30 protein-coding genes are annotated in these 25,729 nt (G+C 63.4%); 13 read left to right on the plus strand and 17 right to left on the minus strand.

The genetic code is table 11. The annotated features are described in order from the left end of the window. Window positions 1–304: 304 nt before the first annotated feature. The 4 genes from NKI22_RS00005 to NKI22_RS00020 all read right to left on the minus strand — a co-directional run bounded on the left by NKI22_RS00005 (window position 305) and on the right by NKI22_RS00020 (window position 4,631). Window positions 305–1,282 carry a GlxA family transcriptional regulator gene (locus tag NKI22_RS00005; RefSeq protein WP_352481347.1) on the minus strand — a complete coding sequence of 326 codons (978 nt, stop codon included), beginning with the start codon at window positions 1,280–1,282 and terminating at the stop codon, window positions 305–307. A gap of 162 nt (window positions 1,283–1,444) precedes the next feature. Next, complete coding sequence (locus NKI22_RS00010) at window positions 1,445–2,626, minus strand: cystathionine gamma-synthase (protein WP_352481346.1); 1,182 nt, start codon at window positions 2,624–2,626, stop codon at window positions 1,445–1,447. Further along, window positions 2,623–4,047: a pyridoxal-phosphate dependent enzyme gene (locus NKI22_RS00015; protein ID WP_352481345.1), complete on the minus strand. Its 1,425-nt coding sequence runs from the start codon at window positions 4,045–4,047 to the stop codon at window positions 2,623–2,625. The genes NKI22_RS00010 and NKI22_RS00015 overlap by 4 nt, the downstream gene beginning before the upstream one ends. A gap of 416 nt (window positions 4,048–4,463) precedes the next feature. Next, window positions 4,464–4,631: a hypothetical protein gene (locus tag NKI22_RS00020; RefSeq protein ID WP_352481344.1), complete on the minus strand. Its 168-nt coding sequence runs from the start codon at window positions 4,629–4,631 to the stop codon at window positions 4,464–4,466. Window positions 4,632–4,803: 172 nt separating this feature from the next. Between NKI22_RS00020 and NKI22_RS00025 the strand changes: the two genes are divergently transcribed. Further along, window positions 4,804–5,133: a hypothetical protein gene (locus tag NKI22_RS00025; RefSeq protein WP_023718782.1), complete on the plus strand. Its 330-nt coding sequence runs from the start codon at window positions 4,804–4,806 to the stop codon at window positions 5,131–5,133. Further along, on the plus strand, window positions 5,130–5,777 hold the full coding sequence (locus tag NKI22_RS00030; protein WP_352481343.1) for a cysteine hydrolase family protein: 648 nt from the start codon (window positions 5,130–5,132) through the stop codon (window positions 5,775–5,777). The genes NKI22_RS00025 and NKI22_RS00030 overlap by 4 nt, the downstream gene beginning before the upstream one ends. Window positions 5,778–5,888: 111 nt before the next feature. Here NKI22_RS00030 and NKI22_RS00035 read toward each other — a convergent pair whose 3' ends face one another. The 3 genes from NKI22_RS00035 to NKI22_RS00045 form a co-directional block, all read right to left on the minus strand. Then, window positions 5,889–6,239 carry a winged helix-turn-helix transcriptional regulator gene (locus NKI22_RS00035; RefSeq protein WP_352815922.1) on the minus strand — a complete coding sequence of 117 codons (351 nt, stop codon included), beginning with the start codon at window positions 6,237–6,239 and terminating at the stop codon, window positions 5,889–5,891. A gap of 338 nt (window positions 6,240–6,577) precedes the next feature. Next, window positions 6,578–7,927, minus strand: a complete 1,350-nt coding sequence (locus NKI22_RS00040; RefSeq protein ID WP_352481341.1) for an FAD/NAD(P)-binding protein — start codon at window positions 7,925–7,927, stop codon at window positions 6,578–6,580. A gap of 61 nt (window positions 7,928–7,988) precedes the next feature. Beyond that, window positions 7,989–8,441, minus strand: coding sequence for an RrF2 family transcriptional regulator (locus NKI22_RS00045; RefSeq protein WP_352592220.1), 453 nt, complete (start codon window positions 8,439–8,441; stop codon window positions 7,989–7,991). Between the two features lie 842 nt (window positions 8,442–9,283). Between NKI22_RS00045 and tauA the strand changes: the two genes are divergently transcribed. From tauA to NKI22_RS00065, 4 genes are all read left to right on the plus strand, one after another. Then, on the plus strand, window positions 9,284–10,297 hold the full coding sequence (gene tauA, locus NKI22_RS00050) for a taurine ABC transporter substrate-binding protein (protein WP_352495419.1): 1,014 nt from the start codon (window positions 9,284–9,286) through the stop codon (window positions 10,295–10,297). 75 nt (window positions 10,298–10,372) lie between these two features. Next, window positions 10,373–11,146, plus strand: a complete 774-nt coding sequence (locus tag NKI22_RS00055) for a taurine ABC transporter ATP-binding protein (protein WP_352481338.1) — start codon at window positions 10,373–10,375, stop codon at window positions 11,144–11,146. Next, window positions 11,143–12,009 carry an ABC transporter permease subunit gene (locus NKI22_RS00060; RefSeq protein WP_352481337.1) on the plus strand — a complete coding sequence of 289 codons (867 nt, stop codon included), beginning with the start codon at window positions 11,143–11,145 and terminating at the stop codon, window positions 12,007–12,009. The genes NKI22_RS00055 and NKI22_RS00060 overlap by 4 nt, the downstream gene beginning before the upstream one ends. A gap of 19 nt (window positions 12,010–12,028) precedes the next feature. Next, a complete protein-coding gene (locus NKI22_RS00065; protein WP_023718773.1) occupies window positions 12,029–12,217 on the plus strand; it encodes a hypothetical protein in 189 nt (62 codons plus the stop codon). A 59-nt stretch (window positions 12,218–12,276) separates the two neighbouring features. Here NKI22_RS00065 and NKI22_RS00070 read toward each other — a convergent pair whose 3' ends face one another. Next, window positions 12,277–12,462 (minus strand): hypothetical protein, encoded by a 186-nt coding sequence (locus tag NKI22_RS00070; RefSeq protein ID WP_023718772.1) that lies wholly within the window; start codon window positions 12,460–12,462, stop codon window positions 12,277–12,279. 304 nt (window positions 12,463–12,766) lie between these two features. On the opposite strand from NKI22_RS00070, the gene NKI22_RS00075 reads away from it, so the two are divergent. The 3 genes from NKI22_RS00075 (at window position 12,767) to NKI22_RS00085 (ending at window position 15,487) form a co-directional block, all read left to right on the plus strand. Continuing rightward, complete coding sequence (locus NKI22_RS00075; RefSeq protein WP_352481336.1) at window positions 12,767–13,126, plus strand: septal ring lytic transglycosylase RlpA family protein; 360 nt, start codon at window positions 12,767–12,769, stop codon at window positions 13,124–13,126. 253 nt (window positions 13,127–13,379) lie between these two features. Then, complete coding sequence (locus NKI22_RS00080) at window positions 13,380–14,657, plus strand: polyhydroxyalkanoate depolymerase (protein ID WP_352815924.1); 1,278 nt, start codon at window positions 13,380–13,382, stop codon at window positions 14,655–14,657. Window positions 14,658–14,869: 212 nt separating this feature from the next. After that, the gene (locus NKI22_RS00085; protein ID WP_023718769.1) at window positions 14,870–15,487 is read left to right on the plus strand and encodes a transglutaminase-like cysteine peptidase; all 618 of its coding nucleotides are present in this window, start codon (window positions 14,870–14,872) and stop codon (window positions 15,485–15,487) included. A gap of 9 nt (window positions 15,488–15,496) precedes the next feature. Here NKI22_RS00085 and NKI22_RS00090 read toward each other — a convergent pair whose 3' ends face one another. Genes NKI22_RS00090 through NKI22_RS00105 form a run of 4 tightly spaced genes read right to left on the minus strand, consistent with a single transcriptional unit; the run spans window position 15,497 to window position 18,274 of the window. After that, window positions 15,497–15,865, minus strand: a complete 369-nt coding sequence (locus tag NKI22_RS00090) for a helix-turn-helix domain-containing protein (RefSeq protein ID WP_023718768.1) — start codon at window positions 15,863–15,865, stop codon at window positions 15,497–15,499. A gap of 38 nt (window positions 15,866–15,903) precedes the next feature. After that, window positions 15,904–16,440 carry a Smr/MutS family protein gene (locus NKI22_RS00095; protein WP_352815926.1) on the minus strand — a complete coding sequence of 179 codons (537 nt, stop codon included), beginning with the start codon at window positions 16,438–16,440 and terminating at the stop codon, window positions 15,904–15,906. After that, window positions 16,437–17,543, minus strand: a complete 1,107-nt coding sequence (gene mltA, locus NKI22_RS00100; protein ID WP_352815928.1) for a murein transglycosylase A — start codon at window positions 17,541–17,543, stop codon at window positions 16,437–16,439. The genes NKI22_RS00095 and mltA overlap by 4 nt, the downstream gene beginning before the upstream one ends. Before the next feature lie 23 nt (window positions 17,544–17,566). Then, window positions 17,567–18,274 carry a Tim44/TimA family putative adaptor protein gene (locus NKI22_RS00105; RefSeq protein ID WP_023718765.1) on the minus strand — a complete coding sequence of 236 codons (708 nt, stop codon included), beginning with the start codon at window positions 18,272–18,274 and terminating at the stop codon, window positions 17,567–17,569. Window positions 18,275–18,472: 198 nt separating this feature from the next. Here NKI22_RS00105 and NKI22_RS00110 point away from each other — a divergent pair, with 198 nt between their 5' ends. Next, on the plus strand, window positions 18,473–18,964 hold the full coding sequence (locus tag NKI22_RS00110) for an FxsA family protein (protein ID WP_023718764.1): 492 nt from the start codon (window positions 18,473–18,475) through the stop codon (window positions 18,962–18,964). A gap of 113 nt (window positions 18,965–19,077) precedes the next feature. Beyond that, window positions 19,078–19,578, plus strand: coding sequence for a protein-export chaperone SecB (gene secB, locus NKI22_RS00115; RefSeq protein ID WP_023718763.1), 501 nt, complete (start codon window positions 19,078–19,080; stop codon window positions 19,576–19,578). A 271-nt stretch (window positions 19,579–19,849) separates the two neighbouring features. Here secB and dnaQ read toward each other — a convergent pair whose 3' ends face one another. The 5 genes from dnaQ to NKI22_RS00140 all read right to left on the minus strand — a co-directional run bounded on the left by dnaQ (window position 19,850) and on the right by NKI22_RS00140 (window position 23,674). Continuing rightward, window positions 19,850–20,569, minus strand: a complete 720-nt coding sequence (gene dnaQ, locus NKI22_RS00120) for a DNA polymerase III subunit epsilon (RefSeq protein ID WP_023718762.1) — start codon at window positions 20,567–20,569, stop codon at window positions 19,850–19,852. 84 nt (window positions 20,570–20,653) lie between these two features. Next, window positions 20,654–21,256 carry a dephospho-CoA kinase gene (gene coaE / locus NKI22_RS00125; protein ID WP_023718761.1) on the minus strand — a complete coding sequence of 201 codons (603 nt, stop codon included), beginning with the start codon at window positions 21,254–21,256 and terminating at the stop codon, window positions 20,654–20,656. Next, a complete protein-coding gene (locus tag NKI22_RS00130) occupies window positions 21,253–22,095 on the minus strand; it encodes a shikimate dehydrogenase (protein WP_023718760.1) in 843 nt (280 codons plus the stop codon). The genes coaE and NKI22_RS00130 overlap by 4 nt, the downstream gene beginning before the upstream one ends. Beyond that, window positions 22,088–22,687, minus strand: coding sequence for a Maf-like protein (locus NKI22_RS00135; protein WP_023718759.1), 600 nt, complete (start codon window positions 22,685–22,687; stop codon window positions 22,088–22,090). Before NKI22_RS00135 ends, NKI22_RS00130 begins: the two co-directional genes overlap by 8 nt. Window positions 22,688–22,855: 168 nt before the next feature. After that, on the minus strand, window positions 22,856–23,674 hold the full coding sequence (locus NKI22_RS00140; protein ID WP_023718758.1) for a pyruvate, water dikinase regulatory protein: 819 nt from the start codon (window positions 23,672–23,674) through the stop codon (window positions 22,856–22,858). A gap of 401 nt (window positions 23,675–24,075) precedes the next feature. Between NKI22_RS00140 and hemE the strand changes: the two genes are divergently transcribed. Together hemE and hemJ are read left to right on the plus strand one after the other, a co-directional pair. Continuing rightward, the gene (hemE, locus tag NKI22_RS00145; protein ID WP_352958130.1) at window positions 24,076–25,104 is read left to right on the plus strand and encodes a uroporphyrinogen decarboxylase; all 1,029 of its coding nucleotides are present in this window, start codon (window positions 24,076–24,078) and stop codon (window positions 25,102–25,104) included. Between the two features lie 5 nt (window positions 25,105–25,109). Then, window positions 25,110–25,652 carry a protoporphyrinogen oxidase HemJ gene (gene hemJ / locus NKI22_RS00150; RefSeq protein ID WP_352815954.1) on the plus strand — a complete coding sequence of 181 codons (543 nt, stop codon included), beginning with the start codon at window positions 25,110–25,112 and terminating at the stop codon, window positions 25,650–25,652. Window positions 25,653–25,729: the final 77 nt, after the last annotated feature.

Here is a 25,729-nt window from a genome sequence, read left to right on the forward strand (position 1 = left end):
GACGATGCTCATGGGTGCCTCCTGGAAGCGAGACCATGGAGCAAAGGACGTGCGGGCGTTGTGCGGAAAACCGCAAATGTTGTGCTGGATGCCGTAGACAGGCTGGCCGGACAGCACCCCCCTCTGGCCTGCCGGCCATCTCCCCCTCAGGTGGGGAGATTGGACGTCACTTCAGCTTTCGCCAATCTCCAAAGTTGTCGAGTGAGCTTTGCTTGCGAAGCTACCAATCTCCCCCCTTGAGGGGGAGATGGCCGGCAGGCCAGAGGGGGGTGGGCGGGAACTCAGCGTGGAGCGATTAACGCCGCTAGTGCCTCCTCATCACCTTCGGCGCGTGGCCATGCTCCTCCCGGAACGCGCGGGCAAAGCTCGACATCGAGGCGAAGCCGCAGGCCAGCGCCACGTCGCGCACCATCAGCGTCGAATGCGCCAGCAGGTCGGCGGCGCGCTTGAGGCGCAGACGGCGGTAGTAGCCGTTGGGCGAGATGCTGAGTTCGGAGCGGAAATTGCGTTCGAGCTTATCGGAGGAGACGCCGAGCTTGTTGGCCAGTTCCGCCATGCCGAGCCGCTCTTCGACCGCATCCTCCATGATGGCGATGGCCGACAGCACCAGTTCGTTCTGCACGCCGGTCCGCAGCCTGAGCGGCATCAGCTTGCGGTCGACGCTGGAGCGCAGCGGGCTGTGCACGAACCATTCGGCGACGCCGGCCGCAAGCTCGGCGCCATAATCGTTGGTGATGATCTCCAGCATCATGTCGAGACTGCCGACGCCGCCGGCCGAGGTGAAGCGCTTGCGGTCGATGACATAGAGATCGCGCCTGAGCTCGATATCCGGAAACGCTTCGATGAAAGCCCCCTGGCTGGTCCAGTGCAAGGTGCAGGCATGGCCGTCGAGCAGGCCGGCCCGAGCCAGGAAGAAGGCGGCATCCGCCACCGCGCCGATATGGGCGCCGCCGCGCAGGCTCCTGCGGATCCAGCTCACCGCATCGTGCGCGACGAGATGATCGGCATCGCCGCCCGAGCAGACGACGACACGATCGACCTTCGGCGCGTCATGGGCGGCAAAGCCGGGCTGGATGACGACGCCATTAGAAGCCTCGACCGGGCCTTCGGTGGCGCCGACGATTATCCAGCGATAGCAGTTCCGCTTCGCCAGCACGTTGGCGGCGCGGAGCGGCTCGATCACCGAGCTGAACGCCATCATCGGAAAGCCAGGGAAGACCAGGACGGCGAAGGTGAGAGGGGCTTCGCTTGCCGTCGGTTGGTTGCGTTGTCGGTTGTTCATAGCTTCCGGAGCCGGGAGGATCGGGTCGCTACAATTCAGGCAGAATTGGCCTGGGTCAACGGAATAGCGTGCGGGGCGCGACACAGAACAATTGTCGCTTGTCGGTGATCCTTCACCCCCCTCTGTCCTGCCGACGTCTCGCAAGGTTTCTTGTTACCGGGCTCAACTCGCCAGCGCCTGATCCAGATCCGCAATCAGATCGTCGCCATCCTCGATGCCGGCCGACAAGCGCACCAGCGAATCGGATATCCCGATCTCCGCGCGTTTTTTCGCCGGGATCGAGCCGTGCGTCATCAGTGCGGGGTGCTCGATCAGGCTTTCGACGCCGCCGAGGCTTTCGGCCAGCGTGAACAGTTGCGTGTGCTCGAGGAAGCGCTTGGTGCCGGCGAGGTCGCGGTCGAGCTCGATGGTGATCATGCCGCCGAAGGCGTGCATCTGCCGTCTGGCGATGGCGTGCTGCGGATGGCTGGGCAGGCCGGGATAGATAACACGGCGGATGTCGGGGCGGCTTTCCAGCCAGTGCGCGATCTTCTGGCCGTTCGACGAATGACGCTCCATCCTCAGCGCCAGCGTCTTCAGGCCGCGCAGCGCCAGGAAACTGTCGAATGGCCCGGAAATGGCGCCGATGGCGTTCTGCAGGAACTTCAGCCGATCGGCGAGATCCTTGTTGTCGCCGACCACGGCGACGCCGCCGACCATGTCGGAATGGCCGTTGAGGTATTTCGTCGTCGAGTGAACAACGATATCGATGCCGAGCTCCAGCGGCCGCTGCAGATAGGGGCTGCAGAAAGTGTTGTCGGCGACCGACAGCACGCCTTTGCGCCTGGCCAATGCCGCGACGCCTTCGAGATCGACGACACGCAGCAGTGGATTGGTCGGCGTCTCGACCCAGAGCAGCTTGGTTTCCGGGCGGATCGCCGCTTCGACCGCGGCAAGATCAGTGAAGTCAACGAAGTCGACCTGGAGGTTGGCCGAGCGCTTGCGCACCCGCTCAAGCAGCCGAAACGTGCCGCCATAGATGTCGTCGGTGGCGACGATGTGGGCGCCGGAATCGAGCAGTTCGAAAATAGTGGCGATCGCCGCCAGCCCCGAAGCGAAGGCGAAGGCGGCTGTGCCGCTTTCGAGGTCGGCCACAGCGCGCTCGAAGGCAAAGCGGGTCGGGTTCTGGCTGCGGGCATATTCAAAACCCTTGTGCACGCCCGGGCTCTGCTGGCCATAGGTCGAGGTCGCGTAGATCGGCACCATCACCGCGCCCGTCGTCGGGTCGTGGCTCTGGCCGCCATGGATGGTGCGCGTCGAGAAGGCGAGGCGGTTCCTGCCCGATACGGTGGCTTTGACGGTCATCGGGCGCGCCTCAGATGGTTGATCAGGTCGATACGGGTTATCAGGCCAATGAATTCGTCGCCATCGAAGACGATAGCGACCTCGTTGCGGTCGAACACCGGCAGCAGCGCATCCAGCGTCTGGCTGGCCTGCAGCGTGTGCAGGGTAGAGGTCATGGCCGTACTGACCGGGGCCTTGAAGCGGTCCCAGCGGCTGTCATAGGGGCCTTCGACCTTGGCCAGGATATCGCTTTCGTCGATGATGCCGACGAGCTTGCCCTCGTCCAGCACCGGCAGCTGCGAAACATCCGAGCGGCGCATGCGGCCATAGGCGTTGAGCAGGCTTTCGTCGGGGCCGACATACACGGTGTCGCCGGTGCGATGCGAGCGCATCACCAGATCGCGCAAATCGCCATGCTGCTCCTGCTCGGCAAGGCCCTGTTCGGCCAACCAGAAGTCGTCGAACACTTTCGACAGATACTTGTTGCCGCTGTCGCAGACGAAGGTGACGACGCGCTTCGGCACGGTCTGCTCGCGGCAATAGCGGAGCGCCGTCGAAAGCAGCGTGCCGGAAGACGAGCCGGCGAGGATGCCTTCCTTCGAAAGCAGGTCGCGCACCGCCAGCATGCTCTGCTTGTCGGGGATGGAATAGGCCTTCCTGACCAGCGACAGATCGGCATTGGGCGGGACGAAATCCTCGCCGATGCCTTCGACGGTCCAGCTTCCGGCCTCTACCATCTTGCCGGTCTTGATCAAAGGCGCCAGCACCGAGCCGACCGGATCGGCCAAAATCATCTCGGTCTTCGGCGAGACTTTCGCGAAATAGCGGCCGAGCCCGGTCAGCGTGCCGCCGGAGCCGACACCGACGACAACCGCGTCGACGTCGCCTTCGAGCTGTTGGAAGATTTCCGGTCCGGTCGTGGTTTCATGAGCCAGCGGATTGGCCGGGTTGGCGAACTGGTTGGCATAGAAGGCGCCGGGCAGCTCGACGGCGATCTTTTCGGCCATGTCCTGGTAATATTCGGCATGGCCCTTGCCGACATCGGAGCGCGTCATGCGCACTTCGGCGCCGAGCGCGCGCAAATGCTGGATTTTTTCGCGGGACATCTTGTCGGGAACGACGAGGATGATGCGGTAGCCCTTGGGGATGCCGACCTGGGCGAGGCCGAGACCGGTGTTGCCGGCGGTCGCCTCGACGATGGTGCCGCCGGGCTTCAGTCTGCCCTGTTTTTCGGCGGCGGCAATCATCGACAGCGCGATGCGGTCCTTGATCGAGCCGCCGGGATTCTGGCTTTCGAGCTTGATGAACAGCCGGCACTTGCCGATGTCGAATTTGGTCAGCTCGACGACCGGCGTCTGCCCGATCAGATCGAGAACCGAGGCATAGGGCGGGCGCAAGCGGGACGATGCGTCGTCCGGTGCCACGATCTTGTGCTTGCTCATGTCAGATGCTCCGTTGCCAGAATGAGCAACCGCCCTGGAAGACGGCAACCTACCGTCTTTTCCAGCCGTTTGCAGTTGTAAAGAAGATAGATCGTGCCAATCCGGCCGCCAGCAGGGGAATGGAATTTCGCGAAAGCTTCGCCAGCCTCGAGGCTGGGCAAAAGATTTGCAGAACCTGCTTAGGGTTCAGGCGATCGCGGCCTGGGCTTCGATCTCGATCAGAAAATCCGGATTACCGAGGCCGGCGACGCGCAGCACTTTGATGATCGGGGCACGCCGCGGTTTGCCCAGAAGGCCATCCAGGCGCCGAAGGCCGGCCCTATGTCCAGGTCGCCGGCGATATAGACCGAGAGGCTGACGAGGTCTTCAGGCTTTGCCCCACCGGCTTCGAGCACCTTTGCCAGGTTGGAGAGCGCCTAAGCGGTCTGCGCAGCGAGATCGTCCCTGGCGACGATCCGGCCTTGCGCGTCGACCCCATTCTGGCCGCCGACCAGCACGATGCGCGCGGATGGCGGCAGCGACACGCCTTGCGAATAGGCCGGGTTGCTGTGCATGCCCTCGGGGTTCAGCCTTTCGATGGTCACTGCGCTTTTCCTCCTCAGCGAAAACTATACCGCGGCCGCCTGGCCGTCCGTAGGGTCGCACGGCACAGAACGGCAATCGTGCGGCCGTTTCAACGCACCATCTCGTTCGTTGCCGCCGCTGATTCCGCCATGCTACCCGGCGCTGGTCGAACAGCAATGCAAGGAATGGCCGATGAAGATTCTTGCCTATGACAATTTCAAGCCCGGCGTCACGCTCGACGACCTGCGGCCTTATTTGCGCGACGAAGTGTCGAACGTCTGGCGGCTCTGGAAGGCGGGGATCGTGCGCGAGAATTATGCGCGCGGCGATATTGGCGGCGTCATCATCGTCTTCGAGCTCGACAGCGTCGCGGAAGCGCGGCGCTACACCGAGGACTTCCCGCTGTCCAAGGCCGGGCTGCTGGAATGGCACTTCATCGCCTTTGACGCGCCATTGCCGCTGGAATTCCTGTTCGACCCGACCGTCGACATCGCCAAGCCGTGGGACCGGACGGCGGCATGATCCGGTCGCGCGACGGGATCGAAATCCCGGCCAGCCTGGCTGAGTGGTGCGATCCGCGCCGCACGGCGCTGGTGGTCTACGACATGCAGGTCGGCATCTGCCGCCAGGTGGCCGGCGCCGCCACCATCGTCGAGCGCACCGGCACGGTGCTGGAAGCGGCGCGCGTGGCCGGAATGCGGGTGGCGTTCACGCGCCATCTGTCGCTGCCGCGCAAATGGATGGGCGCGACGCAGCTGCGCACCGCCATGGCCTGGCAGCGGCGCGACAGCCCCGACACAGTTGAGCCGTGGTTCCCGCGCGACGCCGAAGCGACGCGGATCGTGCCCGAGCTGGAACCCCGCGATGACGAGGCGGTGTTCGACAAGCTCACGATGTCGGCCTTCGATTCCACCGCGCTCGGCTTTGCCTTGCGCGATTGCGGCGTGCGCACGATAGCGCTCGCAGGCATCGCCATGGAGATCGGCATCGAGCCAACCGTTCGCCAGGCGACCGACAATGGCTTTGTCGCCGTGGTCATCGAGGATGCCTGTGGCTTCGGCAACCGCGAGGCGCGCGACCGCTCGATGGCGACGCTACGCTTCCTCGGCGAAGCCGTTGTCACCGATGTCGCCAGCTTCTGCAGCGCGCTTGCCGGACCGGGTTGAGGACAGTCGGCTTGCTAGAGCGATCCACCCTTTCACGCAAACGTCGAACCGCTCCATCGCTTTGTCTCGCAATTGCGGACAGAAAACCGCTCCGCGCTTCCCGGAATTGATCTAGGTGGCTGCGCTATCGGTGCGAAAACGCGCGCCCTCGGCGCGGCCATGCACGCTTCCCCAGTCGTAGAGCGCCTGGAGCGCGGCGGCGAGATCTTCACCGCGCCCGGTCAAGGCGTAGCGCCCCTTGCCGTCGGGCGACATCTCGAGCGTGACGAAGCCGATCTCGACAAGCTCGGCCAGGCGCTGCGTCAGCATCTTGTCCGAGAGCGAGGGGATCAGCCGGCGCAGGTCGGAATAGCGCATCGGCTGTTCCTTGACGTGCGCCAGGATCACCGTCTTCCATTTGCCGCCGAGCGCGTCGAGCGCGAACTCGACCGGGCAGCCGTAGAGTCTTCCGCGTTGGGTCATGCGCCATGGTAGGCAAGGCATGGTGACGACGGAAGCAGAATTCGCCCGGTCATCTGGCCAGGGGTCGCGGCTCACGGCCTCGCCGGCCACAAAATCCAGGGAGGAGAACGAAGATGAGCGTACGCGACGCCAATCCGGTCAACGCGCAACAGCCGAAACGTGTGGCGATCGTCATCGCCAACCCGGCTGTCTCGACCACCACGGGCTGGCCGGTCGGCTTCTGGCGGAGCTAGCTCCCGCACCCCTGGTTCGCCTTCACCGCGAGGTTATGCGGTCGAGATCTTTTCACCCAACGGCGGCGGTCTTGCATCCGAAATTGCGTCAAGACAAAGGGGGCCTTATCCGAGCAATCGCTTGCTTAGCCGCGCACACTGCACGCGAATATCGGGAATGGCGTCGATCTCGAAGAAGGTGCCGCGCGTCAGCGGCCCGACCGCCAAAATCTTGGCCGATACTGTGCCATCGCCGGCGATGACCTCGCAGTCCGCGGTCACATCGAGGCCGAGCCGCAGCGGATCCGGCCGTGCCAGCCCACGGTCGACCAGCGACCGCACCACGCTGTTCGAGGTGGTCGAGATATCCCTGGCGATGCCGGTGCAATCATAGATGCGGGCGACATCGAACCTTTCGAGGCGCTGCGTGTGGCGGGACTGGACCTCTACGGTGTAGCCTGCGGCGATGTCGACGATGCGGCCGGCGACAAGCCGGATGCGGCCGGCCTGCACCGCCTCCGTAACGCGGGCGTAGACTTGCGGCGCCATGCGATGGCGGTGGATGTCCCACCACGCCTTGGTGTGCTCGACAAAGCGGCGCTTGGCCGAGGACGGCCAGTTCTGCCAGATCTTCTGGTTGAAGGGCCTCAGACCGTCGACGACGTCGCGCCAGTCGATGCCGGCCTTCTGGTTTTCCCGGATCAGGTCGCGGAACCAGCCGACGAAATAGGAAAGCTGGGTGCCGAGCGGGATATCGGCAACGTCGAGCTTGATGGGATTGCCCTTGCGATGCGGCGAAGGCAGCAGGCCGCGCCGCGACACCGCGACGATCGCGCCGCGATGACCGCGCTGCTCGAGCGACAGAAAGGCATCGACCATGCTCAACCCCGTGCCCAGCACCAGGACTCGGGCTTCGGGGTCGAGCGCGCTGTCGGCCTCGGATCCCATCCTGATCGCGTGGCCCTGCCCCGCCCCCGGCTCCTCGTCATGGCCGGTCGCCAGCACGGCAAGATGCGCAACCACGCTGGTGCCGTTGGCCAGCGCCACCTCGACGCCGGACGCGGTCGGCGAGATCGACAGGCTCTCCTCGCGGATCAGGCGCAGCCGGCCCGTCTGCTGCTCACGCGCCTCGAGTTCGTCGAGCAGCTCCTTGAGATAGCGGGCGTAGACGCTGCGCGGCGCATAGACCGGTGCCTGTTCCGGCGTTGCCAGGCCGCGTTCAAGTAGCCAGCGCGAGAAATTGCCGGGATCGTCGGCATAGGCGCTCATGCCCAACGCGCTGACATTCAGCACATGGGCTGAGAGCAGCGTTGAATAGGCCATGCCTTGCCCAAAATGCGGGCGTTTTTCGACCAGGCTGACGCGGAGATCGGGATTGGGCGACTTCAGCAGATGCGCGGCAAGCACGACGCCGCTGGCGCCGCCACCGACAATGATGATCGAAGTTGGAATGATCGAATTTGCGCGTCCGGTCATGCGCGCACCAATTGTCTTGGGAGCCATTGGTTCCGGAATTCTCGGGTCAGGCTTTGTTGATTCAGGCCTGGATTTTCAACGGCACCGAAAGGTCTTCGTCGCCGGCGATGTCGCGCATCTCGGCGAGGCTGCGCTGGTCCAGCACCTCGGCGATGGCCTGCCGGACCTCCAGCATCAGATGTCGGACTTGGCATGTCGCCTCGTTGCAATCTTCGCAGCGCTGATACTGGGTGCGGCTGGCGCAAGGAATGGGGGCAAGTGGCCCGTCGAGCACGCGCACGACGTGCCCGACCTTGATCTCGTCCGCTGGGCGCGCCAGGCGATAACCGCCCTCCTTGCCCTTGCGGCTCTGGACGAAACCGGCATTGCGCAATTCGCCAAGGATGGCATCGAGGAACTTTTTCGGAATATTGTTTGCGCGGGCGATGTCGTTGACGAAGGCGAGCTGTCCAACCGGCAGGCGCGCCAGATGAACGAGCGCCTTGAGGCCGTACTTACCTTTTTTCGTGAGCATAACCCGAACGTTTCTCTGTCATGCGATGACCCAAGGCCATCGGTTGCGAAACGCCTGGCGTGCCTCCCCGCCGCGTCCAAGCTGTCACTACAGATAAATTCTAGTGACATGATATACAAGCCAAGAAACGTTGATTTTGTTTCGTTTTCAAGCCGCAATGGCCATTTTGGCCGGGGCTTGTGGCCCTACGAGCACAGGAGCCGCCGCCAATGGGACACCGGCAAACTGGCCGGCGACAGGAATGTCCCGACCGGCCGACAGCAGCTTCTGTCCCTGAATTTGAAGGCCAAAGCATGCCGCGCGCGGCAACAAGGAGGGTGGCGTCGCTCATCGTCCTCTCCAATCCTTCAATGTCCATAAGAATACTAGACTTAACCCCGAGCACAGGAAATTCACTTTCAATTGTTCGGCCGTTCGCAGCATGGATTTGCCGGTGACCGGGCCAAAACGGAAAATTCTTGTTTGCGGCTGATGGCGCAATCACCGGTCGCTCCAACGGACAGCGAAGCCAGAGGCGAGGTGGAGCCAAGAAGGCAATTGAGGTGCTGCGCCATTGTTCAAAGCAGCGACGCAGCGGAGACCCGAGGATCGATGCCGCTATACTGACCAATGAATGCAGATCCAATAGTGCGCGCCATTCCGTCTCTGTTTCGGCTGACCTGACCGTCAACAGACCTTAGGCCGAGGCCCGCTGCAGCCGCCATATCCGCCTTCGCGCCGCGCCACTGACGGCTTTTTTCTAACAAGACGGCAATGGTTGGAAGGATTTAACTCTACAAGCCTTATAGACTTAGCTGACTATGAGGGAGCGATCCGATTTTTCTCTTTTCAAGGAGCCTTTCATGTCCACTATTTCGCGACGCGTCGTTCTCCTGTCCTCGGCGGCTCTGGCTGGTGCCGGCTTTCTCGGCCCAGCCCATGCGAAGGACCTCAAGATCACTATCGGCTACCAGACGGTCGTCGAACCCTCGAAGGTGCCGCAGGCCGACGGCGCCTATGAGAGCGCGACCAAGGCGGCAATCGACTGGCGGAAATTTGATTCCGGCGCCGACGTGATCGCCGCCGTCGCTTCCGGTTCGGTCGACATCGGTTATGTCGGCTCGAGCCCGCTGGCGGCGGCGGCGAGCCGCGAGCTTCCCATCCAGACCATCTTCATTGTCGGGCTGATCGGCGAATCCGAGGCCCTTGTCGCCCGCAACGGCGCCGGCATCGAGAAGGTCGCCGACCTTGCCGGCAAGAAGGTGGCGGTACCCTTCGTCTCGACGACGCATTACAGCCTGCTTGCGGCGCTGAAGCATGAGGGTGTCGAGCCGAAGTCGGTCGATATTCTCAATCTGCGGCCACCGGAGATCGCGGCGGCATGGGCGCGCGGCGACATCGACGCCGCCTATGTCTGGGATCCGGCACTCGGCCAGATCAAGACGTCGGGCAAGGTCGTGCTGGATTCCTCGCAGGTCGCCGCCTGGGGCGCGCCGACTTTCGACGCCTGGATCGTGCGCACCGACTTCGCCGAAAGGAACCCGGAGGCGGTGCGCGACTTCGTCAAAATGACGGGCGCTGCCTATGCCGAATTCCTGGCCAAGCCGGATCAATGGTCGGTGTCCTCGCCGCAAGCGGCCAAGATCGCCAGGATCACCGGGGCCAAGCTCGAAGACGTGCCGCAACTGCTGAGGGGCTATGTCTTCCCGACGCTCGAGGAGCAGGCCTCGGACAAGTTCCTCGGTGGCGGCACGGTCAAGGCAGTCGAGGCGACGTCGGCCTTCCTCAAGGAGCAGGGCAAGATCGACGCCGTGCTGCCGGATTATTCGAAATACGTGTCGTCGAAATATGTCGGCGAGGCGCTTGCCTCGAATTAGCGACCGCTCAATGCGCGCGTCCTCCCTTCCCTGACGCGCGCGTTGCCTGCAGATTCAGAATATCGGCGACGCCACATGACGCATCTCCTGCTCGACAAAGTCTCGATTCATTATGAAGGCCAGCCGGCGCCGGCCGTCGAACGCGTGTCGATTGACGTCGCCAAGGATGACTTCGTTGTCCTGGTCGGCCGCTCCGGCTGCGGCAAGACCTCGCTGCTCAATGTCGCTGCGGGCCTGGTCGAGCCTGTGCGCGGCAGCGCCACGGTAGGCGGCAGGCCGATCACGGCGCCAGGCTCGGACCGCGCCGTCGTGTTCCAGAACGACGCGCTGTTTCCGTGGCTGACCGCGCGGGAAAATGTCGCCTTTGCGCTCAGGCTGCGCGGCGTCGGGCCAAGTGAACGGGCGCGGCGCGCCGATGCGCTGCTGGCGCTGGTGAAGCTCGACGGTGCCGGCGACAAGCGCATCTGGGAGCTTTCCGGGGGCATGCGCCAGCGCGTCGGCCTGGCCCGGGCGCTGGCGGCCGAGCCGCAATTCCTGCTGCTCGACGAGCCGCTGGGCGCGCTCGATGCGCTGACACGGGAACGCATGCAGACAACGCTGCTCGATCTGTGGACGGCAAGCAATGTCGGCGTGCTGATGGTGACGCACGGCATCGAGGAAGCGCTGGTGCTCGCAACCCGCATCATTGTGCTGGCTCCCGACCCTGGGCGGGTGGTGCGGAGTTTCGAAACCGGCTTCAGCCGGCGCTATGCAGCCGGCGAGGCCATTCGCAGCATCAAGGCCGATCCCGCCTTCGCCGCGGCGCGCGGCGAGCTGACCGATGCGATCTTCGAAGGAGAGGCAGCATGACCGTTACCTCCTATACCGAGCGGCCGCAGCGCTCCAAGGCCGACGACGGAGCCGACGCGCTGTCCGTGCCATGGTCGCGGTCGCGGCCGAGACGCAGCCGCGTTTCGGCCCGCATGGTCAGCGCGATCACTGTTCTGGTGGTGCTGGCGGCGTGGGCACTGTCGGCCCGCCTGCAATTGGTGTCGCCGGTTTTCCTGCCGTCGCCCGTGGCAGTCTGGAACAAATTTGTCGTCGTCGCCCGTGACGGCTTTGTCGACGCGACGCTGCTCCAGCATATCGCCGCCAGTCTGTGGCGGGTATTTGCAGCGCTGATCGCGGCCGTTTTCGTCGGCGTTCCCATCGGGCTGGCTATCGGCATCAGCATCATAGGGCGCGGCATCTTCGATCCGCTGCTCGAATTGCTGCGGCCGATCCCGCCGCTGGCCTATCTGCCACTAATCATTATCTGGTTCGGCATTGGCGAGCCGTCCAAGATCCTGGTGATTGCCATCGCCATGCTGGCGCCGGTCGCGCTGTCGACGGCATCGGGTGTTCGCGGCGTCTCGCAGGAACGCATCAATGCGGCACGCGCGCTTGGCGCGACCCGCACGCAGCTTGTCCGGCACGTGATCCTACCCAGCGCACTGCCCTCGATCCTGACCGGCCTGCGCATCGCGCTTGGCGCCGGCTGGTCGACGCTGGTTGCCGCCGAGCTGGTGGCGGCGACGCGCGGGCTCGGCTTCATGATCCAGTCCGCCGCCCAGTTCCTCGTCACCGACGTGGTGGTGATGGGCATACTGGTGATCGCGGCCATTGCCTTCGTGCTCGAATTCATCATCCGCAGGATCGAGCGGGTGCTCGTCCCGTGGGCGGGGCGGGAGTGACCGGATCGGAGACGTGACGATGCCCCATTCCACCGCTGTGCTGCTTGCGCGTTTCGGCCATTGGCTCCGCCTGATCAAGGCCGGAGACAAACAGCCGCCTGAGGACGAACGCAAAGCGCCGACGCCGGTGCATCTGGACGCGGAGCGCAACCGCTTACCGCCGCGCGACGAAAGTTTCTACTGGGGCTGGCAATACTGGTCGCGGTGACCGGCCGCCACAGGTCCGCTGTGCGCTGCTCTGGCGGGAGCCTGAGGATCGACGCCTGCTCAAACGCGCGAACGGTTCGCCCAGGCCAGGCCGGCCAAGCCAACCAGCGCGGTGACGATGCCGACATAGAGCCATTGCGACTGGCCGGTCATGAAGCTGCCGCCGATAAGGCCGATGCCTTGCAATGACCACAGCACGCCGATGGCGAGCACAATCAACGCCAGCAGATTTTTGATCAATCTCATTGCTAAAACTCCTTTCCAAGTCGATCATCGGCCGCGCTCCTGCCGGAATGGAACAGCGAAAGAAGCGGCCCGGTCAGGCCAACTTCTACTTAGATGCAAATCTCTGATCTTGTGCAAGACGTGCTGAGGTCGATGCGAAGATCATCAAAGAAGCTGTGCCTTGCTGCGGAAACTCTCTGACAAATTGTTTCGCACCGACTCCAAACGTGTAACATTGTCATGGAACCGACAGATCATTGCCGCATTTGCTGCCTCATTCGCCTCTAACCGCTGCGGGTCTGTCAACGGAGCCAGTCCCCAACACATGAACAAAAGCAACCAGACCGCGCTTGCCGCGGCCATGATCGCGGCTGGCCTGATGGTCGGCGCATCCACTGCCAGCGCCGCCGCTCAGTGCGGCCGTGCCTCCTGGTACTCACTGCATTCCAGAACCGCTTCCGGCGAACGCATGAACCCGTCGGCGCTGACCGCAGCGCATCGCAGCCTGCCGTTCGGCACCAAGCTGAAGGTGACCAACCGCAACAATGGCCGCAGCGTCGTCGTGCGGATCAACGATCGCGGCCCGTTTATCAGGGGCCGCGTGCTCGATCTGTCGAAGGGCGCCGCCAGCCAGCTCGGCTTCATCAGCTCGGGCCATACCGCCGTCTGCATGGCACGCGTCTAACAGTCAGAGCGCCAGGCCGGACACCTCCTCCGACGATCGCACCGATAGGCGTACCCTTGGCTACGCCTTCGCAGGTGCACATTGAGCCGGCTGTTGCCGTTGAAGGCGGATTCCCAACATCTTGGACGAAAGAATGAGCATAAATCACGCAAGTTGACGTATTGCATCGCAGCAAATTGTTGCTAACCTCCCGCAAGACAAGGCTCGGCGCTGCTCGTCGGCCCTTCGATCGCAGTCGGCAGCGGGGTTCTCGATGTTCTACCAGCTTTACGAACTGAACCATGCCGCCTTGCAGCCGGCCCGCCTCTATGCCGATGCGGTGCGCCTGTTCTACTCCAATCCGCTCAATCCGGTTTCACACACGTCCTGGGGCCGCTCGGTCGCGGCAACGGCCGAATTGTTCGAACGCACGACACGCCGCTACGGCAAGCCGCAATTCGGCCTGACCAAGACCGTGGTCGACTGGAAAACCGTCGAGGTCAGCGAACGCACCGTCTGGTCGCGGCCGTTCTGCAATCTGGTCCGTTTCGAGCGGGCTGTCCCGGCCGGGCGCCGGCCGGATCCGAAGCTGTTAATCGTCGCACCGATGTCGGGCCACTATGCGACGCTGTTGCGCGGCACGGCCGAGGCGATGCTGCCCTATGCGGACGTGCATATCACCGACTGGGTCGACGCCCGGATGGTGCCGCTTGCCGACGGCAGCTTCGACCTCGACGACTATGTCGACTACATTGTCGACATGCTGCATGCGCTGGGACCCGACACCCACGTGATGGCGGTGTGCCAGCCGTCGGTGCCGGTGCTGGCGGCGGTGGCGCTGATGGAAGCCAAGGGCGATCCTTTCGTGCCCTCGACGATGACGCTGATGGGCGGCCCGATCGACACGCGCCGCAACCCGACGGCGGTCAATTTGCTGGCCCAGGAAAAGGGCATCGACTGGTTCCGCGACAACGTCATCATGCGCGCGCCCTGGCCGGTGCCGGGCTTCGGCCGCGAGGTCTATCCCGGTTTCCTGCAGCTTTCGGGTTTCATGAGCATGAACCTGGATCGCCACATCATCGCCCACAAAGACTTCTTCATGCACCTGGTGAAGCATGACGGCGACAATGCCGAGAAGCACCGGGAATTCTATGACGAATACCTGGCGGTGATGGATCTGACGGCAGAATTCTACCTGCAGACCGTCGATACCGTCTTCGTCCGCCAGGCCTTGCCCAAGGGCGAAATGACGCATCGCGGTGTGGCGGTCGACCCTTCGGCGATCCGCAATGTCGCCCTGTTCACCGTCGAGGGCGAGAACGACGACATCTCCGGCCTTGGCCAGACCAAGGCGGCGCACGACCTCTGCATCAACATTCCGGCCGACAGGCACGCCCATTACATGCAGCCGGCGGTCGGCCATTACGGTGTGTTCAACGGCTCGCGCTTCCGCTCCGAAATCGTGCCGCGCATCGTCGATTTCATTACCAGCTACGGCCGCCAGAACCGTGTTGCGGTGAAGCCCAGGCTGGTCAGGACCGGCAAGAAATAGGCGACCAGCGATGATGCCCGTCAATCCGCATCAGGTCGGTCAATGCCAAAATCATCGGTTGGCGGGGCCGTGCGGCCGGTCGACCTGTTGCACAATAGTCGCGTTGGCGCCACGCAGGTAACCATGCCGCAAAAATCAATCCATCCTCATAATTGACACCGACTGTAAATACCCCTTAACGTTTCGTTAACAACAAGGGACAAGCGGGGACAATGATTTCCTCACCAATGGCGAGAACGCTACGCCTGTGCGCGCTGGCTGGACTTACTGTGGCGGCAGGTTGGGCCAGTTCGGCCTCGGCAGCCAGCCCGATGATAACAGGTGGTCCGACGTCGCAGCCGATCGGCCATTATGATTTCTGCAAGACCTACCCGTCGGAATGCTCGATCCGCCCGAAGGATCTGTCGCCCGCCAGCATGACCGGCTCGCTGTGGCGCAAGCTGCTCAGCGTCACGGTAAAGGTCAACGCCGCCGTCAAGCCTGAGAGCGACTTCGACATCTACGGCAAGGACGAGGTCTGGGCCTATCCCGACAAGGGTGTCGGCGACTGCGAGGACTATGTCCTGGAAAAGCGCCGTGAGCTGAACCGGCTGGGCGTCTCGTTTGCCGATCTGCTGATGACCGTCGTGCGCAAGCCGGATGGCGAAGGCCACGCCGTGCTGACGGTGCGCACCGACAAGGGCGACTACATCCTCGACAATCTGACCGACCAGGTCCGTTCCTGGGACCAGACCGGCTATCGTTTCCTCAAGCGGCAGGCGATCGACAATACCGGCCGTTGGGTCTCGATCCGCGGCGGCCAGCAGGTTCTGGTCGGCTCGGTCCAGTAACAAAGCAACTCATTTCGGCCGGTTCAGCGCGGCGCGGAGCGACGCAATGATGCGGCGAAGCTCGGCTTCGTCGAGCTTTTCGATGTTGTCGGCCAGGAGATTGGCAAGCTCGGTCGCCGCCGGGCTAAGGCCGGACGTGTCGAGCTTGACGCGCGGATGCGAGGTTTCGGCCAACCGCGCCAGTTCCTCGGCGTCGTCCCAAATGATGTTGAAATAGCCGATGATCTTCTGGATCAGCGTCCAGCTCGGCGCACCGCGGCGGCCGTGTTCGAGCGCCGAGAGATAGGCTGCGCTGACGCCGATCGCCTTGGCCATGTCCTTCTGGGTGACGCCGCGCTCGTTTCGCAGCACGCGAAGCTTTTCGCCGAACGGGGTCACGAGCACATCCTCACTGGCGCATCCTCATGGGCGCATCCTCAAGAGCGCGCCCGCCGCAGACGGACGTAAAGCGCGCCCGAGCCGCCATGATTGCGGGCGGCATGGTCGTGGCTGGAGACAAGGGGCCGGAAGGCGGGCGTCGACAGCCATGACGGCACGGCGCGTCGCAAGACGCCGTCGCCGCCCGACGAGGAGCCCTTGCCGGTGATTACCAGGACATAGCGGATGCCGCCGGCATGCGCCCGGTGCAGGAAGGAAAACAGCAGCGAATAGGCTTCGTCCTGGGTCAGGCCATGCAGGTCGACGCGGCCCTCGATCGGCAGCCGGCCCTTCGACAGCTTGTCCAGCGTCGGTTCGTCGAGTGCGTGGGAAACATGCTGCGCCTTCGGTTTCGCGGCTGCGGCAGCATTGCCCGCGACCTGTACTGGCGGCGGCGCCTGCCTGGTTTCGTCGATCTCCGGCCCAAGCTTGGGAATATCGACGGCGATCTTGCCCTTCAGCGGCTTTGCCGTGCGCGCCACCAGGTTCCACAGGACCCGGTCGTCCTCGCTCAGCCTGTCGATGCGCCGGGTCATCGGTCTGCTCCTGAAACCAGCGGCCGGGGGATCAGCGCATAAAAATCGGCGGCGTTGCGGATAACGCCGGCGATCTCGCCGGCCGCATCGCCCGACCCAGCGAACAGATCGCCGCGGGCCGGCCCGATGATCGCCGAGCCGGTGTCCTGTGCGATCATCAGCCGCCGGAACGGTTTTTCGTCGAAGGCGGTCAGCGACGGCGCATCGATATGGAAGGGCGTGCCGAACGTGTGCAGCAGCCGGTCGACGGCGATCGAGCGGCCGGGTGTCAGCGGCACCTTGGCGGCAGCGACCGGGCCGAGCTCCGGGTCGTCGACGCCCATCTCGCGGAAGAAGATGTAGGAGCGGTTGCGCCAAAGGATCTCGTCGACGCGCTCCGGACGCGCCTTGAGCCAGGCACGGATCGACTGCATCGTCACTTTTTCCAGCGGGATCTCGCCTTCGTCGCTCAGGATCTTGCCCGGTCCGGTAAAGCGCTGGCCGGATTTGGCGGCATAGGTGACGCGGCAAAGCTCCCCGTCGGTCATGTTGAGCCGCGCCGCGCCCTGCACGTGGATGAAGAAGGCATCGACCTTGTCGGCGAGCCAGGCGATTTCCAGGCCTTGTCCAGCGAGCGCGCCGCGTTCGATCTCGCCGCGGTCGAAATATTCGACCGGGTCGTTCGGCGCCGCACGAGCGAAGGCAAGATAAGGATCCATGCCGGAAGGACGATTGCCATCGTCGATGTCGACAAGGTCGGCCGGGCGGGTTAGCAACGGCACCGAAAATCGTCGCGTGCGCACCGGCGAGGCGTCGACCTCCGGCTCGTAGAAGCCGGTGACGAGGCCTGGGCCGCCGTTTTCCGCCCCTATATGGGCCGGCACAAAGTAGCGCTCGAAGAAGCTTCGGGCCTCCAACCGATTCGCCGGCGAAACGGTGCGCGCTGCGGCATAGGCTTCGGCAAAGGCGCCGAAATCGACGCCGAGCGCGCCGGAGCGGTAGGGTTTCGTCAGGACATGAAAGGCCGAGCGGCGAAAGGCGTCAAAGGCAGGGAGTTGGTCGTCCTCGTCCCAGCCCGGCAATTCGCCAAAGGACTTTTCGCTGAAGACTCGAGAAAGCGACACGACAGCCCCCGCCGCCGTCCAGTTCAGTCTTCTTCTTCGGTGGCGACGAGCTTCCAGTTCGGATCGCGCGAGCGCGCGTCACGAGCGAAGGTCCAGACGTCCTTGACCTCGGCGACGGTCTCGGGATCGCCGTCAATGACGGCGCCGGCCTTGTCGCGGGTCGCTGAAATCAGTTCGCTGACAATGCGCAGCGTGATGTGCGCCTCGCTGCCCTTCATCTCGGCCGAAACGATGTCGGCCTTGTCGATGCCGACGAAGGAGGACTGGATTTTTTCGGCTTTTGCCTCGCGGTCGCCGATGGCCGCGACAAAGCCGTCATAGACCTCGCGCGACAAAAGGTTCTTCAAGGTTTTGCGGTCGCCATCGGCGTAGGCCATGACGATCATCTCATAGGCCATCTTGGCGCCGTCGACGAAGGTCTTCGGGTCGAAGGTCGGATCATTGTCCTTGATCGCCCGCAGGCCCCGGTTGAGATCTGTGTCGGGCTTGGCAAAGGCGTCGATCGCCGTATAGGCATCGGCCGCCGGCTCTCCCGCCAGCCGCTTGCGCGGCAGCGAAACCACGTTCTCGGGTTTCTGGGCGGCATCCTTGTCGTTCTTGCGCCCTGCCGTATATGGATCGAAGGGCGGGCGTTCGTTGCCCGTGCGTCGGCCAAGCACGTTGCGCAGCTGGAAGAAGATCACCACCGCCGCAATCAGAAAGAAAATTGTGCCGAAGTCGAAGAAGCCCATATCTTGCGCCAATCAATCCCTGCTTTGGCCGGACCAGCGGCCAAGCAAGGGCCGCGATCACATAGCGTTCAGTATCCAAAGCATATAGAACGCATGGCGCAATCATTCAAATCAAAGGCAGCCATACCTATCTAACAGCTCTGGTGCCAGCGGCGATTGCTCGCCGGCCGGCAAAACATCGAAACGATCGGTCAAGATTTGCGTATCTCGCTGCTTCCCCTGTTTGTTCTTGCGCTTCCGCTGCTGGAGATAGCCGGTTTCGTCATTGTCGGCCGCCAGATCGGCGCGCTGGCGACGGTCGGGTTGGTGCTGGCCTCGAGCGTCGCCGGCGCCTTGCTCCTTCGACACCAGGGTTTTGGCGTCATGGCCAGGGTCCGTGCCGAAATGGATGCCGGCCACGATCCGAGCCGCCAGCTTGCGCACGGCGCCATGATCGTTCTGGCCGCGATCCTTTTGATCATCCCCGGCTTCATCTCGGATATTTTCGGCATTCTACTGTTCCTGCCACCGGTGCGCGATCTTGCCTGGCGGATGCTGAAAGGCCGCATCGTGCTGGCCACCGATTTCGGCGTTGGTTTGCGGGCAAGGCAACGCGGCAAGACCATCGATCTCGACGACGGCGACTATTCGCGCGCCGACGACCATGCGCGCGGGCCTGACTCTCCGTGGCGCCGCCTCAAGGACGAGTAGCCGCAAGGCAACCGGCGTCTTTTGCAAACTTGTCTTGTCGTGCCGGCCATGATAGCGAACGCCCGAATTTCAATCCGGTCAGCAACGCTGCCCAGGCAAAAGGATCACAGCTTATGGCCAGCAACGACGACGCCCCGACCGGCGCAGCCAACGGTAATGGAAATGCGGAGCAGCCTTCGCTCAACGTGCTTGCGCAATATGTGAAGGACCTGTCCTTCGAAAGCCCCGGCGCGCCAAACTCGCTGCGCGGCCGCGACAAGGCCCCCGGCATCGCCATCAACGTCAACGTCAACGCCAACCCGCTTTCGGACAAGCAGTTCGACGTCAATTTGACGCTGAATGCCAAGGCGTCGTTCGACCAGGAAGTGCTGTTCAATGTCGAACTGGTCTATGGCGGCGTCTTCTCCATCAGCGGCTTCCCGCAGGAGCACATGCTGCCGATACTGTTCATCGAATGCCCGCGGCTGCTGTTCCCGTTCGCCAGGCAGATCATTGCCGAGGCAACGCGCAATGGCGGCTTCCCGCCGCTGATGCTCGACCCGATCGATTTCGCGCAGATGTTCCAGCAGAAGCTGGCCGAGGACCAGGCCGCCGCCAAGGTCAAGGTGAGCTGAAGGCGTTTGTGTCTCGATAGCGTTTGAGAAACCCCGCCTTGCGCCGGGTTTTTTTATGAGCCGCTGGCGGGACAGTGCCCCCTCTGGCCTTCCGGCCATCTCCCCCTTAAGTGGGGAGATCGGAACTTCACGTCAGCCTTCGCCAATCCTTCATCGTCGCAGGAATGAGCGAGGCGCTGGGACTGCCAATCTTTCCCACTGAGGGGGAGATGCCAAGTGGTGGCTAAAAGGGCAGGACAGAGGGGGCGACGGATCACTCCGCTCAAAATCACTATGCCGCGGAACTCGCTTCCCGGCCGATGCGCAGCCAAAGCGCCTTTTCGCCGAGGCTGCCAACCATGCCCGCGTGTGCAGCGCGCTCGGCATCGGTCAGGCGCGAGGGCAAGGCGATGGGCCTGACGCCGATCGAAATGTCGATGTCGTCGACATTCTGTCGTCCGCCCGCCGGCGTCATGATGCTGTCGAGGATGAGGCTGGCCTGCTTGCCGCCGATAAGCTCGATATAGACCTCGGCCAGCAATTCCGAATCGAGCAACGCGCCGTGCTTGGTGCGACGGCCATTGTCGATGCCATAGCGGCGGCAGAGCGCGTCGAGCGAATTGGGACCCATTGGATGCTTGCGGCGCGCCAGCGCCAGCGTGTCGACGATCCGTCCGGGATCGATGGCCGGATGGCCAAGCCGGCCGAATTCGAGATTGAGGAAGCCGATGTCGAAGCCGGCATTATGGGCGACCAGCTTGGCGCCGTCGATGAAGGCCAGGAACTCCTCGGCGATCTCCATGAAAGTCGGCTTGCCTTGAAGATCGGCGGCGCTAATGCCGTGCACGGCCTGCGCCTCGTGATGAATCGGGCGGCCTTGTGGGTTGATGTATTTGTGGAAGGTGCGGCCGGTCGGAAAGCGGTTGACCAGCTCGATGCCGCCAAGCTCGATGACGCGGTCCTCGCGCGTGTCGAGGCCGGTGGTTTCCGTATCGAAGATGATCTCACGCATCGAATCAGTCCATTGGTTCCGCGTCATTCTAGCCGAATCACACCCGGAACAAAATGGCAACAAGTAATGTGGGCTGCAAGCCTCTTAACCCGGCCTGGCTGCTTTATCCCCGACTAGTTCGGCGACGATCGCATTGACAGCCGCGCGGGCGGCGTCAAAGCCCTGGCCGGTGTCGACGACGAAGTCGGCGCGCCGGCGCTTTTCGGCGTCGGGAACCTGCCTGGCCAGGATCGACGCAAACTTTTCCTCGCTCATGCCCGGGCGCGCCAGCACGCGGGCGCGCTGGATCTCGGCCGGCGCGGTGACGACCACAACCTTGTCGACGCGATCGCGGCCGCCGGTCTCGAACAGCAGCGGTATATCGAGCACGGCAAGTGGCGCGCCGGCGGCACGATTTTGCGCCAGAAAGGCATCGGCGTCGGCACGGACCAGCGGATGGATGATCGCTTCCAGCCGTTTCAGCGCGGCGGCATCGCCGAGCACCCGTTCGGCCAACTTTGTGCGATCGACCGCACCGGATCGGGTGGTCCCGGGAAAGACCACCTCGACCATTGGGGCGGCCTTGCCGGCATAGAGGCGATGCACCGCCTCGTCGGAATCATGGACCGGCACGCCGGCCTCGGCAAACATCTTTGCCGTGGTCGACTTGCCCATGCCGATCGATCCGGTGAGGCCGAGCACGATCATGGCTTCGCGCCGATATCGGCAATGATCATTTGCCGCAGTTCGGCGGTGACCTGCGGCCTGGTGCCGAACCAGCGCTCGAAGCCGGGCACCGCCTGGTGCAGCAGCATGCCGAGCCCATCGACGGTCTTGAGGCCGCGCGCGCTGGCTGCGGCGAGCAACGGCGTTTCCAGCGGAACATAGACGATGTCGGTGACGATGGCGCGGTCGGGCAGTCTGCCCGGATCGGCGGACAGGCCTTCATTGCCATGCATGCCGAGCGCTGACGTGTTGACCAGCAGGCCGGCATCTTCGAGCAATTCACCGGCCGCCGCCATGCCATGGGCGGAGACGCCGGCACCGAAGCGGTCGCGCAGCTCCTGCGCCCTCGCAAGCGTCCGGTTCACGATGCGGATATCGTTGACGCCGCGCTGCTTTAGCGCATGGATGACCGCGCGAGCGGCACCGCCGGCACCGAGCACAACGGCCGGGCCGTCGGCCGCCCAACCCGGTGCATACTCGTCCAGATTGGCGGCAAAGCCATGGGCATCGGTATTGCCGCCCCACAATTCGCCATCCTCAAACCACAGTGTGTTGACCGCACCGATTTGTTCGGCCGCGTCGTCGCGGCGCGCCGCCAATGCGAAGGCGGCCTCCTTGTGCGGGATGGTGACGTTGCCGCCGCTATAGCCTTGTGCCTGCAGCGTTTGCAGGAATTCGGCAAACGCTTCTGGCGCAACGTCAATGGCCTCGTAGACGCCGTCGATGCCGTATTTCGCCAGCCAGTAGCCGTGGATCTTCGGTGACCTGGAATGGCCGATCGGGTGGCCGGTGACGAAGGCTTTTTTCGAGGCCTCAGCCATCGATCGCCCCGAGCTCACGCAGCTTGGCCAGCACCGGCAAAAGCGGCAGGCCAACAATGGTGAAGTAGTCGCCCTCGATCTTTTCGAACAGCTGGATGCCCTCGCCTTCGATCTGGTAGGCACCAACGCTGGACAACGCCTTGGCGCCGACGCGCGCCAGATGGCGGCCGATGAAGGCCGGATCGAGCTTGCGCATGGTCAGGCTGGCGATGCCGACATGCCGCCACAGAACCTGGCCGTCACGGGCCAGCACGACGGCACTGTTGAGCTGATGCGTCTTGCCCGACAACGCCAACAGATGACGGCGCGCGCCTTCCATGTCGGCCGGCTTGTGGAACAGCTCGTCGCCGAGCGACAGCGTCTGGTCGCAGCCGAGCACCAGGGCGCCGGGCTTGCGCTCACTGACTTCGGTGGCCTTGGCCTCGGCAAGCACTAGGGCGACGTCCTCCGGCGACACGCCGCTATTTTGCAGCGGCGCCTCCAGCGCACGTTCGTCGACAGAAGCCGGAACCGCTTCGACCACAACGCCGGCATTGACAAGCAGCGCCTTGCGGAACGGGCTGCCCGAGGCAAGGATGATTTTTTCGGCCATTTTTTTCGCCCGTTTTCTGGCGCTCACTAGGGTGTGTCGAGATTCAGGCAGGCCGCGCCGAGAGTGGTGGCTTCCGAGAACCGGAGCGGAGTGTACTTAAAGTACGTGAGCACCGGAAGCGCGGGAAGCCGCCGTTTGCAGGCCGGCATCACCTGAATATCACACGCCCTAGCGCGTCTTGCCGCGCAGGGCAACGATAGCCGCCGCGGTCTCCTCGATCGAACGGCGGCTGACGTCGATCATCGGCCAGCCATGCCGTGTGCAGATCTGGCGGGCGTAGGCGAGCTCTTCGGCGATCGCGGCGCGGTCGACGTAATCGGTCGGCTCGTAGGCGCTGTTGCCGAGAACGCGGTTCTGCCGGACCTGGGAGATGCGCTCGGCAGTGGCGATCAGGCCGACGATCAGTGGCCTCCTGGCGTAGACCAGGCTTTCCGGCACCGGCACGCCGAGCACGATCGGGATGTTGGCGGTCTTGATGCCGCGATTGGCGAGATAGATGCTGGTCGGCGTCTTCGAGGTGCGTGAGATGCCGACAAGCACGATATCGGCATCGTCCATATTGGCCGGCAGCTGGCCGTCATCATGCTCCATGGTGAAATTAAGCGCGTCGATGCGGCGAAAATATTCGGCGTCCAGCACATGCTGGGCGCCGACGCGGCGGCCGGCCGGCGTGCCGAGATAGGACTGGAACACCGTGAGCACCGGCTCCAGTACCGAGACGCAAGGCAGGCCCATCGCCGCGCAGCGTTCATCGATGCCACGGGCAAGCTTCTGGTCGACGACGGTGTAGAGGATGATGCCCGGCTCCTCCTCGATGTCCTCGAACACTTTCGTTACCTGCTTTTCGGTGCGGATGAGCGGGTAGATGTGTTCGATGGCGCGCGCATCCTTGTATTGCGCGGAAGCGGCGCGGCCGGCGGCCAGCAGCGTTTCGCCGGTGGCGTCGGAAATCAGGTGAAGGTGAAAGAAGCTCTGCGGTTTGTTCACAGGATACATTCCAGGCTGTGGGCCGATGTGGATAAGCCGGGCGGAAAACTCGGCCACCGCCAAACGACTGTATCAGATGCCGGTTTGTCCACAATTCGATGTGCTGTCGGCTTCTTCGGGCGGTTGGGGACAAGTCCGGGGACTGAGCTTTTTGCCTTCGCTTCATCCACAGGGGCAAGTTCCTTGGCCTGGCGGCAACGCATTGACTCCAGTCGGAAATTCCCGGCTTTCCACAAAGTTATGCAATCCCGTTGGAGAAGCGCGCGACAATATGCTGGCTGGTCTTTTCCAGGGCAAAGCGGGACAGGAGACAACCACCACAACCAACAGACTCTTAGAATCATAAGATTCCTAAAAATAGTATATTTAATTATAGGGAAGCCTGGAAAGGCGAGCGCTCAATGCCTCAAGACCGGATCGTGCTGGACGTGTTGAGAGGCAAGGCAGCGTTTCCGCCGCCGCTCTGGGTGATGCGCCAGGCCGGCCGCTATCTGCCGGAATACCGGGAGACGAGGAGACGGGCCGGATCGTTCCTCGATCTTTGCTACGACCCGGATCTCGCCGTCGAAGTGACGCTGCAGCCGATCGAACGCTTCGGCTTCGACGCATCGATCCTGTTTTCCGATATCCTTGTCGTGCCGCATGCACTCGGCCGCGACGTGCGCTTTGAAGAAGGACGCGGCCCGCTGCTGACGCCGATCTCGGCTGCGGAGATCGAGGCTCTCGACGGCGAAATGTTTCACGTGAATCTCGAGCCGGTCTACGAGACGGTGCGGCGGCTGCGCGCCAGACTGCCTGATGAAACGACGCTGATCGGCTTCTGCGGTGCGCCCTGGACGGTGGCGACCTACATGATTACCGGCCATGGTACGCCCGACCAGGCGCCGGCCAGGCTGTTCGCCTATCGCGAGCCGGCGGCCTTTCTTCGGCTCCTGAAAGTGCTTGCCGATCATTCGGCTGCCTATCTGATCCGGCAGATCGAAGCCGGCGCCGACGTGGTGCAGATCTTTGATTCGTGGTCCGGCGTGCTCGACGAAGCGTCTTTCGAGTTGTTCTGCGTCCAGCCGGTGGCCGAGATTGTCCGGCAGGTGAAGGCTGTCCATCCCGACGTTCCGATCATCGGCTTTCCCAAAGGCGCCGGAGATCACTACCGGAGCTATCGCCAGACGACCGGCGTGACCGGGCTGGGCCTCGACTGGACCGTGCCATTGTCGACTGCGAAGGAATTGCAGCGTGACGGCGCCGTGCAAGGCAATCTCGATCCGCTGCGGCTGGTGGCGGGCGGCAAGGCGCTTGCCGACGGCGTAGGGGCGATCCTGAAGGCGTTAGGGGACCGGCCGCTGATCTTCAACCTCGGCCATGGCATCACGCCGGAGACGCCGCTCGCGCATGTTGAGCAGATGGTCAAACTGGTGCGGAGCGCGTCGTGACGATGATGGGCGCAGACAATGCGAACAGCACGAACAGCGGTAGCGGGGCGATGCGCCGCGCGGCAATCGCGATCGCCATTTTCCTCGTGCTGGCCGGGCTGCTGTTTCTCTTCGGGCCCGATGATTTCTATCCCTGGGCAAAGGCGATCCATGTGATTGCCGTCATCTCCTGGATGGCGGGCATGCTCTATCTGCCGCGCTTGCTGGTCTATCATGCCGATGCCGAAAAAGGCTCCGTCCAGTCGGAGACCTTCAAGGTGATGGAGCGCCGCCTGCTGCGCGGCATCATCAATCCGGCGATGGTGATCACCTGGGCGTTCGGCCTGTGGCTCGCCTGGAAAGGCTTTGGTTTTCAAGGCGGCTGGCTGCATGCCAAGATCGCTGCGGTGGTTGGCCTGTCGGCCGTGCATGGCTATCTCGCCGGCGCCGTCCGGAAATTTGCCGAAGACCGCAATGAAAAACCGGCAAGGCACTGGCGGATCGTCAATGAGATCCCCACATTGCTGATGATCGTCATCGTCGTCCTGGTTATCGTGAAACCATTCTGACGTATTCGGTGCCCGCAAAAGGCGGCTTGCTCTTTCACCCGACCGACGATAAAAGACGGGTCTTCCTTCCCGTCATG

It is taken from the genome of Mesorhizobium sp. M0778, from assembly GCF_040320105.1.
Classification (GTDB): Bacteria; Pseudomonadota; Alphaproteobacteria; order Rhizobiales; family Rhizobiaceae; genus Mesorhizobium.

Coding starts and splice junctions, on each gene's coding strand:
- NKI22_RS00055 (WP_352481338.1), top strand. CDS start 10,373: ATGACGCATCTCCTGCTCGACAAAGTCTCGATTCATTATGAAGGCCAG.
- NKI22_RS00030 (WP_352481343.1), top strand. CDS start 5,130: ATGATCCGGTCGCGCGACGGGATCGAAATCCCGGCCAGCCTGGCTGAG.
- dnaQ (WP_023718762.1), bottom strand. CDS start 20,569: ATGCGTGAGATCATCTTCGATACGGAAACCACCGGCCTCGACACGCGC.
- NKI22_RS00080 (WP_352815924.1), top strand. CDS start 13,380: ATGTTCTACCAGCTTTACGAACTGAACCATGCCGCCTTGCAGCCGGCC.
- tauA (WP_352495419.1), top strand. CDS start 9,284: ATGTCCACTATTTCGCGACGCGTCGTTCTCCTGTCCTCGGCGGCTCTG.
- NKI22_RS00010 (WP_352481346.1), bottom strand. CDS start 2,626: ATGACCGTCAAAGCCACCGTATCGGGCAGGAACCGCCTCGCCTTCTCG.
- secB (WP_023718763.1), top strand. CDS start 19,078: ATGGCCAGCAACGACGACGCCCCGACCGGCGCAGCCAACGGTAATGGA.
- NKI22_RS00070 (WP_023718772.1), bottom strand. CDS start 12,462: ATGAGATTGATCAAAAATCTGCTGGCGTTGATTGTGCTCGCCATCGGC.
- NKI22_RS00025 (WP_023718782.1), top strand. CDS start 4,804: ATGAAGATTCTTGCCTATGACAATTTCAAGCCCGGCGTCACGCTCGAC.
- NKI22_RS00065 (WP_023718773.1), top strand. CDS start 12,029: ATGCCCCATTCCACCGCTGTGCTGCTTGCGCGTTTCGGCCATTGGCTC.
- NKI22_RS00045 (WP_352592220.1), bottom strand. CDS start 8,441: ATGCTCACGAAAAAAGGTAAGTACGGCCTCAAGGCGCTCGTTCATCTG.
- hemE (WP_352958130.1), top strand. CDS start 24,076: ATGCCTCAAGACCGGATCGTGCTGGACGTGTTGAGAGGCAAGGCAGCG.
- coaE (WP_023718761.1), bottom strand. CDS start 21,256: ATGATCGTGCTCGGCCTCACCGGATCGATCGGCATGGGCAAGTCGACC.
- NKI22_RS00135 (WP_023718759.1), bottom strand. CDS start 22,687: ATGGCCGAAAAAATCATCCTTGCCTCGGGCAGCCCGTTCCGCAAGGCG.
- NKI22_RS00015 (WP_352481345.1), bottom strand. CDS start 4,047: ATGAGCAAGCACAAGATCGTGGCACCGGACGACGCATCGTCCCGCTTG.
- NKI22_RS00040 (WP_352481341.1), bottom strand. CDS start 7,927: ATGACCGGACGCGCAAATTCGATCATTCCAACTTCGATCATCATTGTC.
- NKI22_RS00085 (WP_023718769.1), top strand. CDS start 14,870: ATGATTTCCTCACCAATGGCGAGAACGCTACGCCTGTGCGCGCTGGCT.
- NKI22_RS00095 (WP_352815926.1), bottom strand. CDS start 16,440: ATGACCCGGCGCATCGACAGGCTGAGCGAGGACGACCGGGTCCTGTGG.
- hemJ (WP_352815954.1), top strand. CDS start 25,110: ATGGGCGCAGACAATGCGAACAGCACGAACAGCGGTAGCGGGGCGATG.
- NKI22_RS00130 (WP_023718760.1), bottom strand. CDS start 22,095: ATGGCTGAGGCCTCGAAAAAAGCCTTCGTCACCGGCCACCCGATCGGC.
- NKI22_RS00060 (WP_352481337.1), top strand. CDS start 11,143: ATGACCGTTACCTCCTATACCGAGCGGCCGCAGCGCTCCAAGGCCGAC.
- NKI22_RS00035 (WP_352815922.1), bottom strand. CDS start 6,239: ATGACCCAACGCGGAAGACTCTACGGCTGCCCGGTCGAGTTCGCGCTC.
- NKI22_RS00005 (WP_352481347.1), bottom strand. CDS start 1,282: ATGAACAACCGACAACGCAACCAACCGACGGCAAGCGAAGCCCCTCTC.
- NKI22_RS00075 (WP_352481336.1), top strand. CDS start 12,767: ATGAACAAAAGCAACCAGACCGCGCTTGCCGCGGCCATGATCGCGGCT.
- NKI22_RS00105 (WP_023718765.1), bottom strand. CDS start 18,274: ATGGGCTTCTTCGACTTCGGCACAATTTTCTTTCTGATTGCGGCGGTG.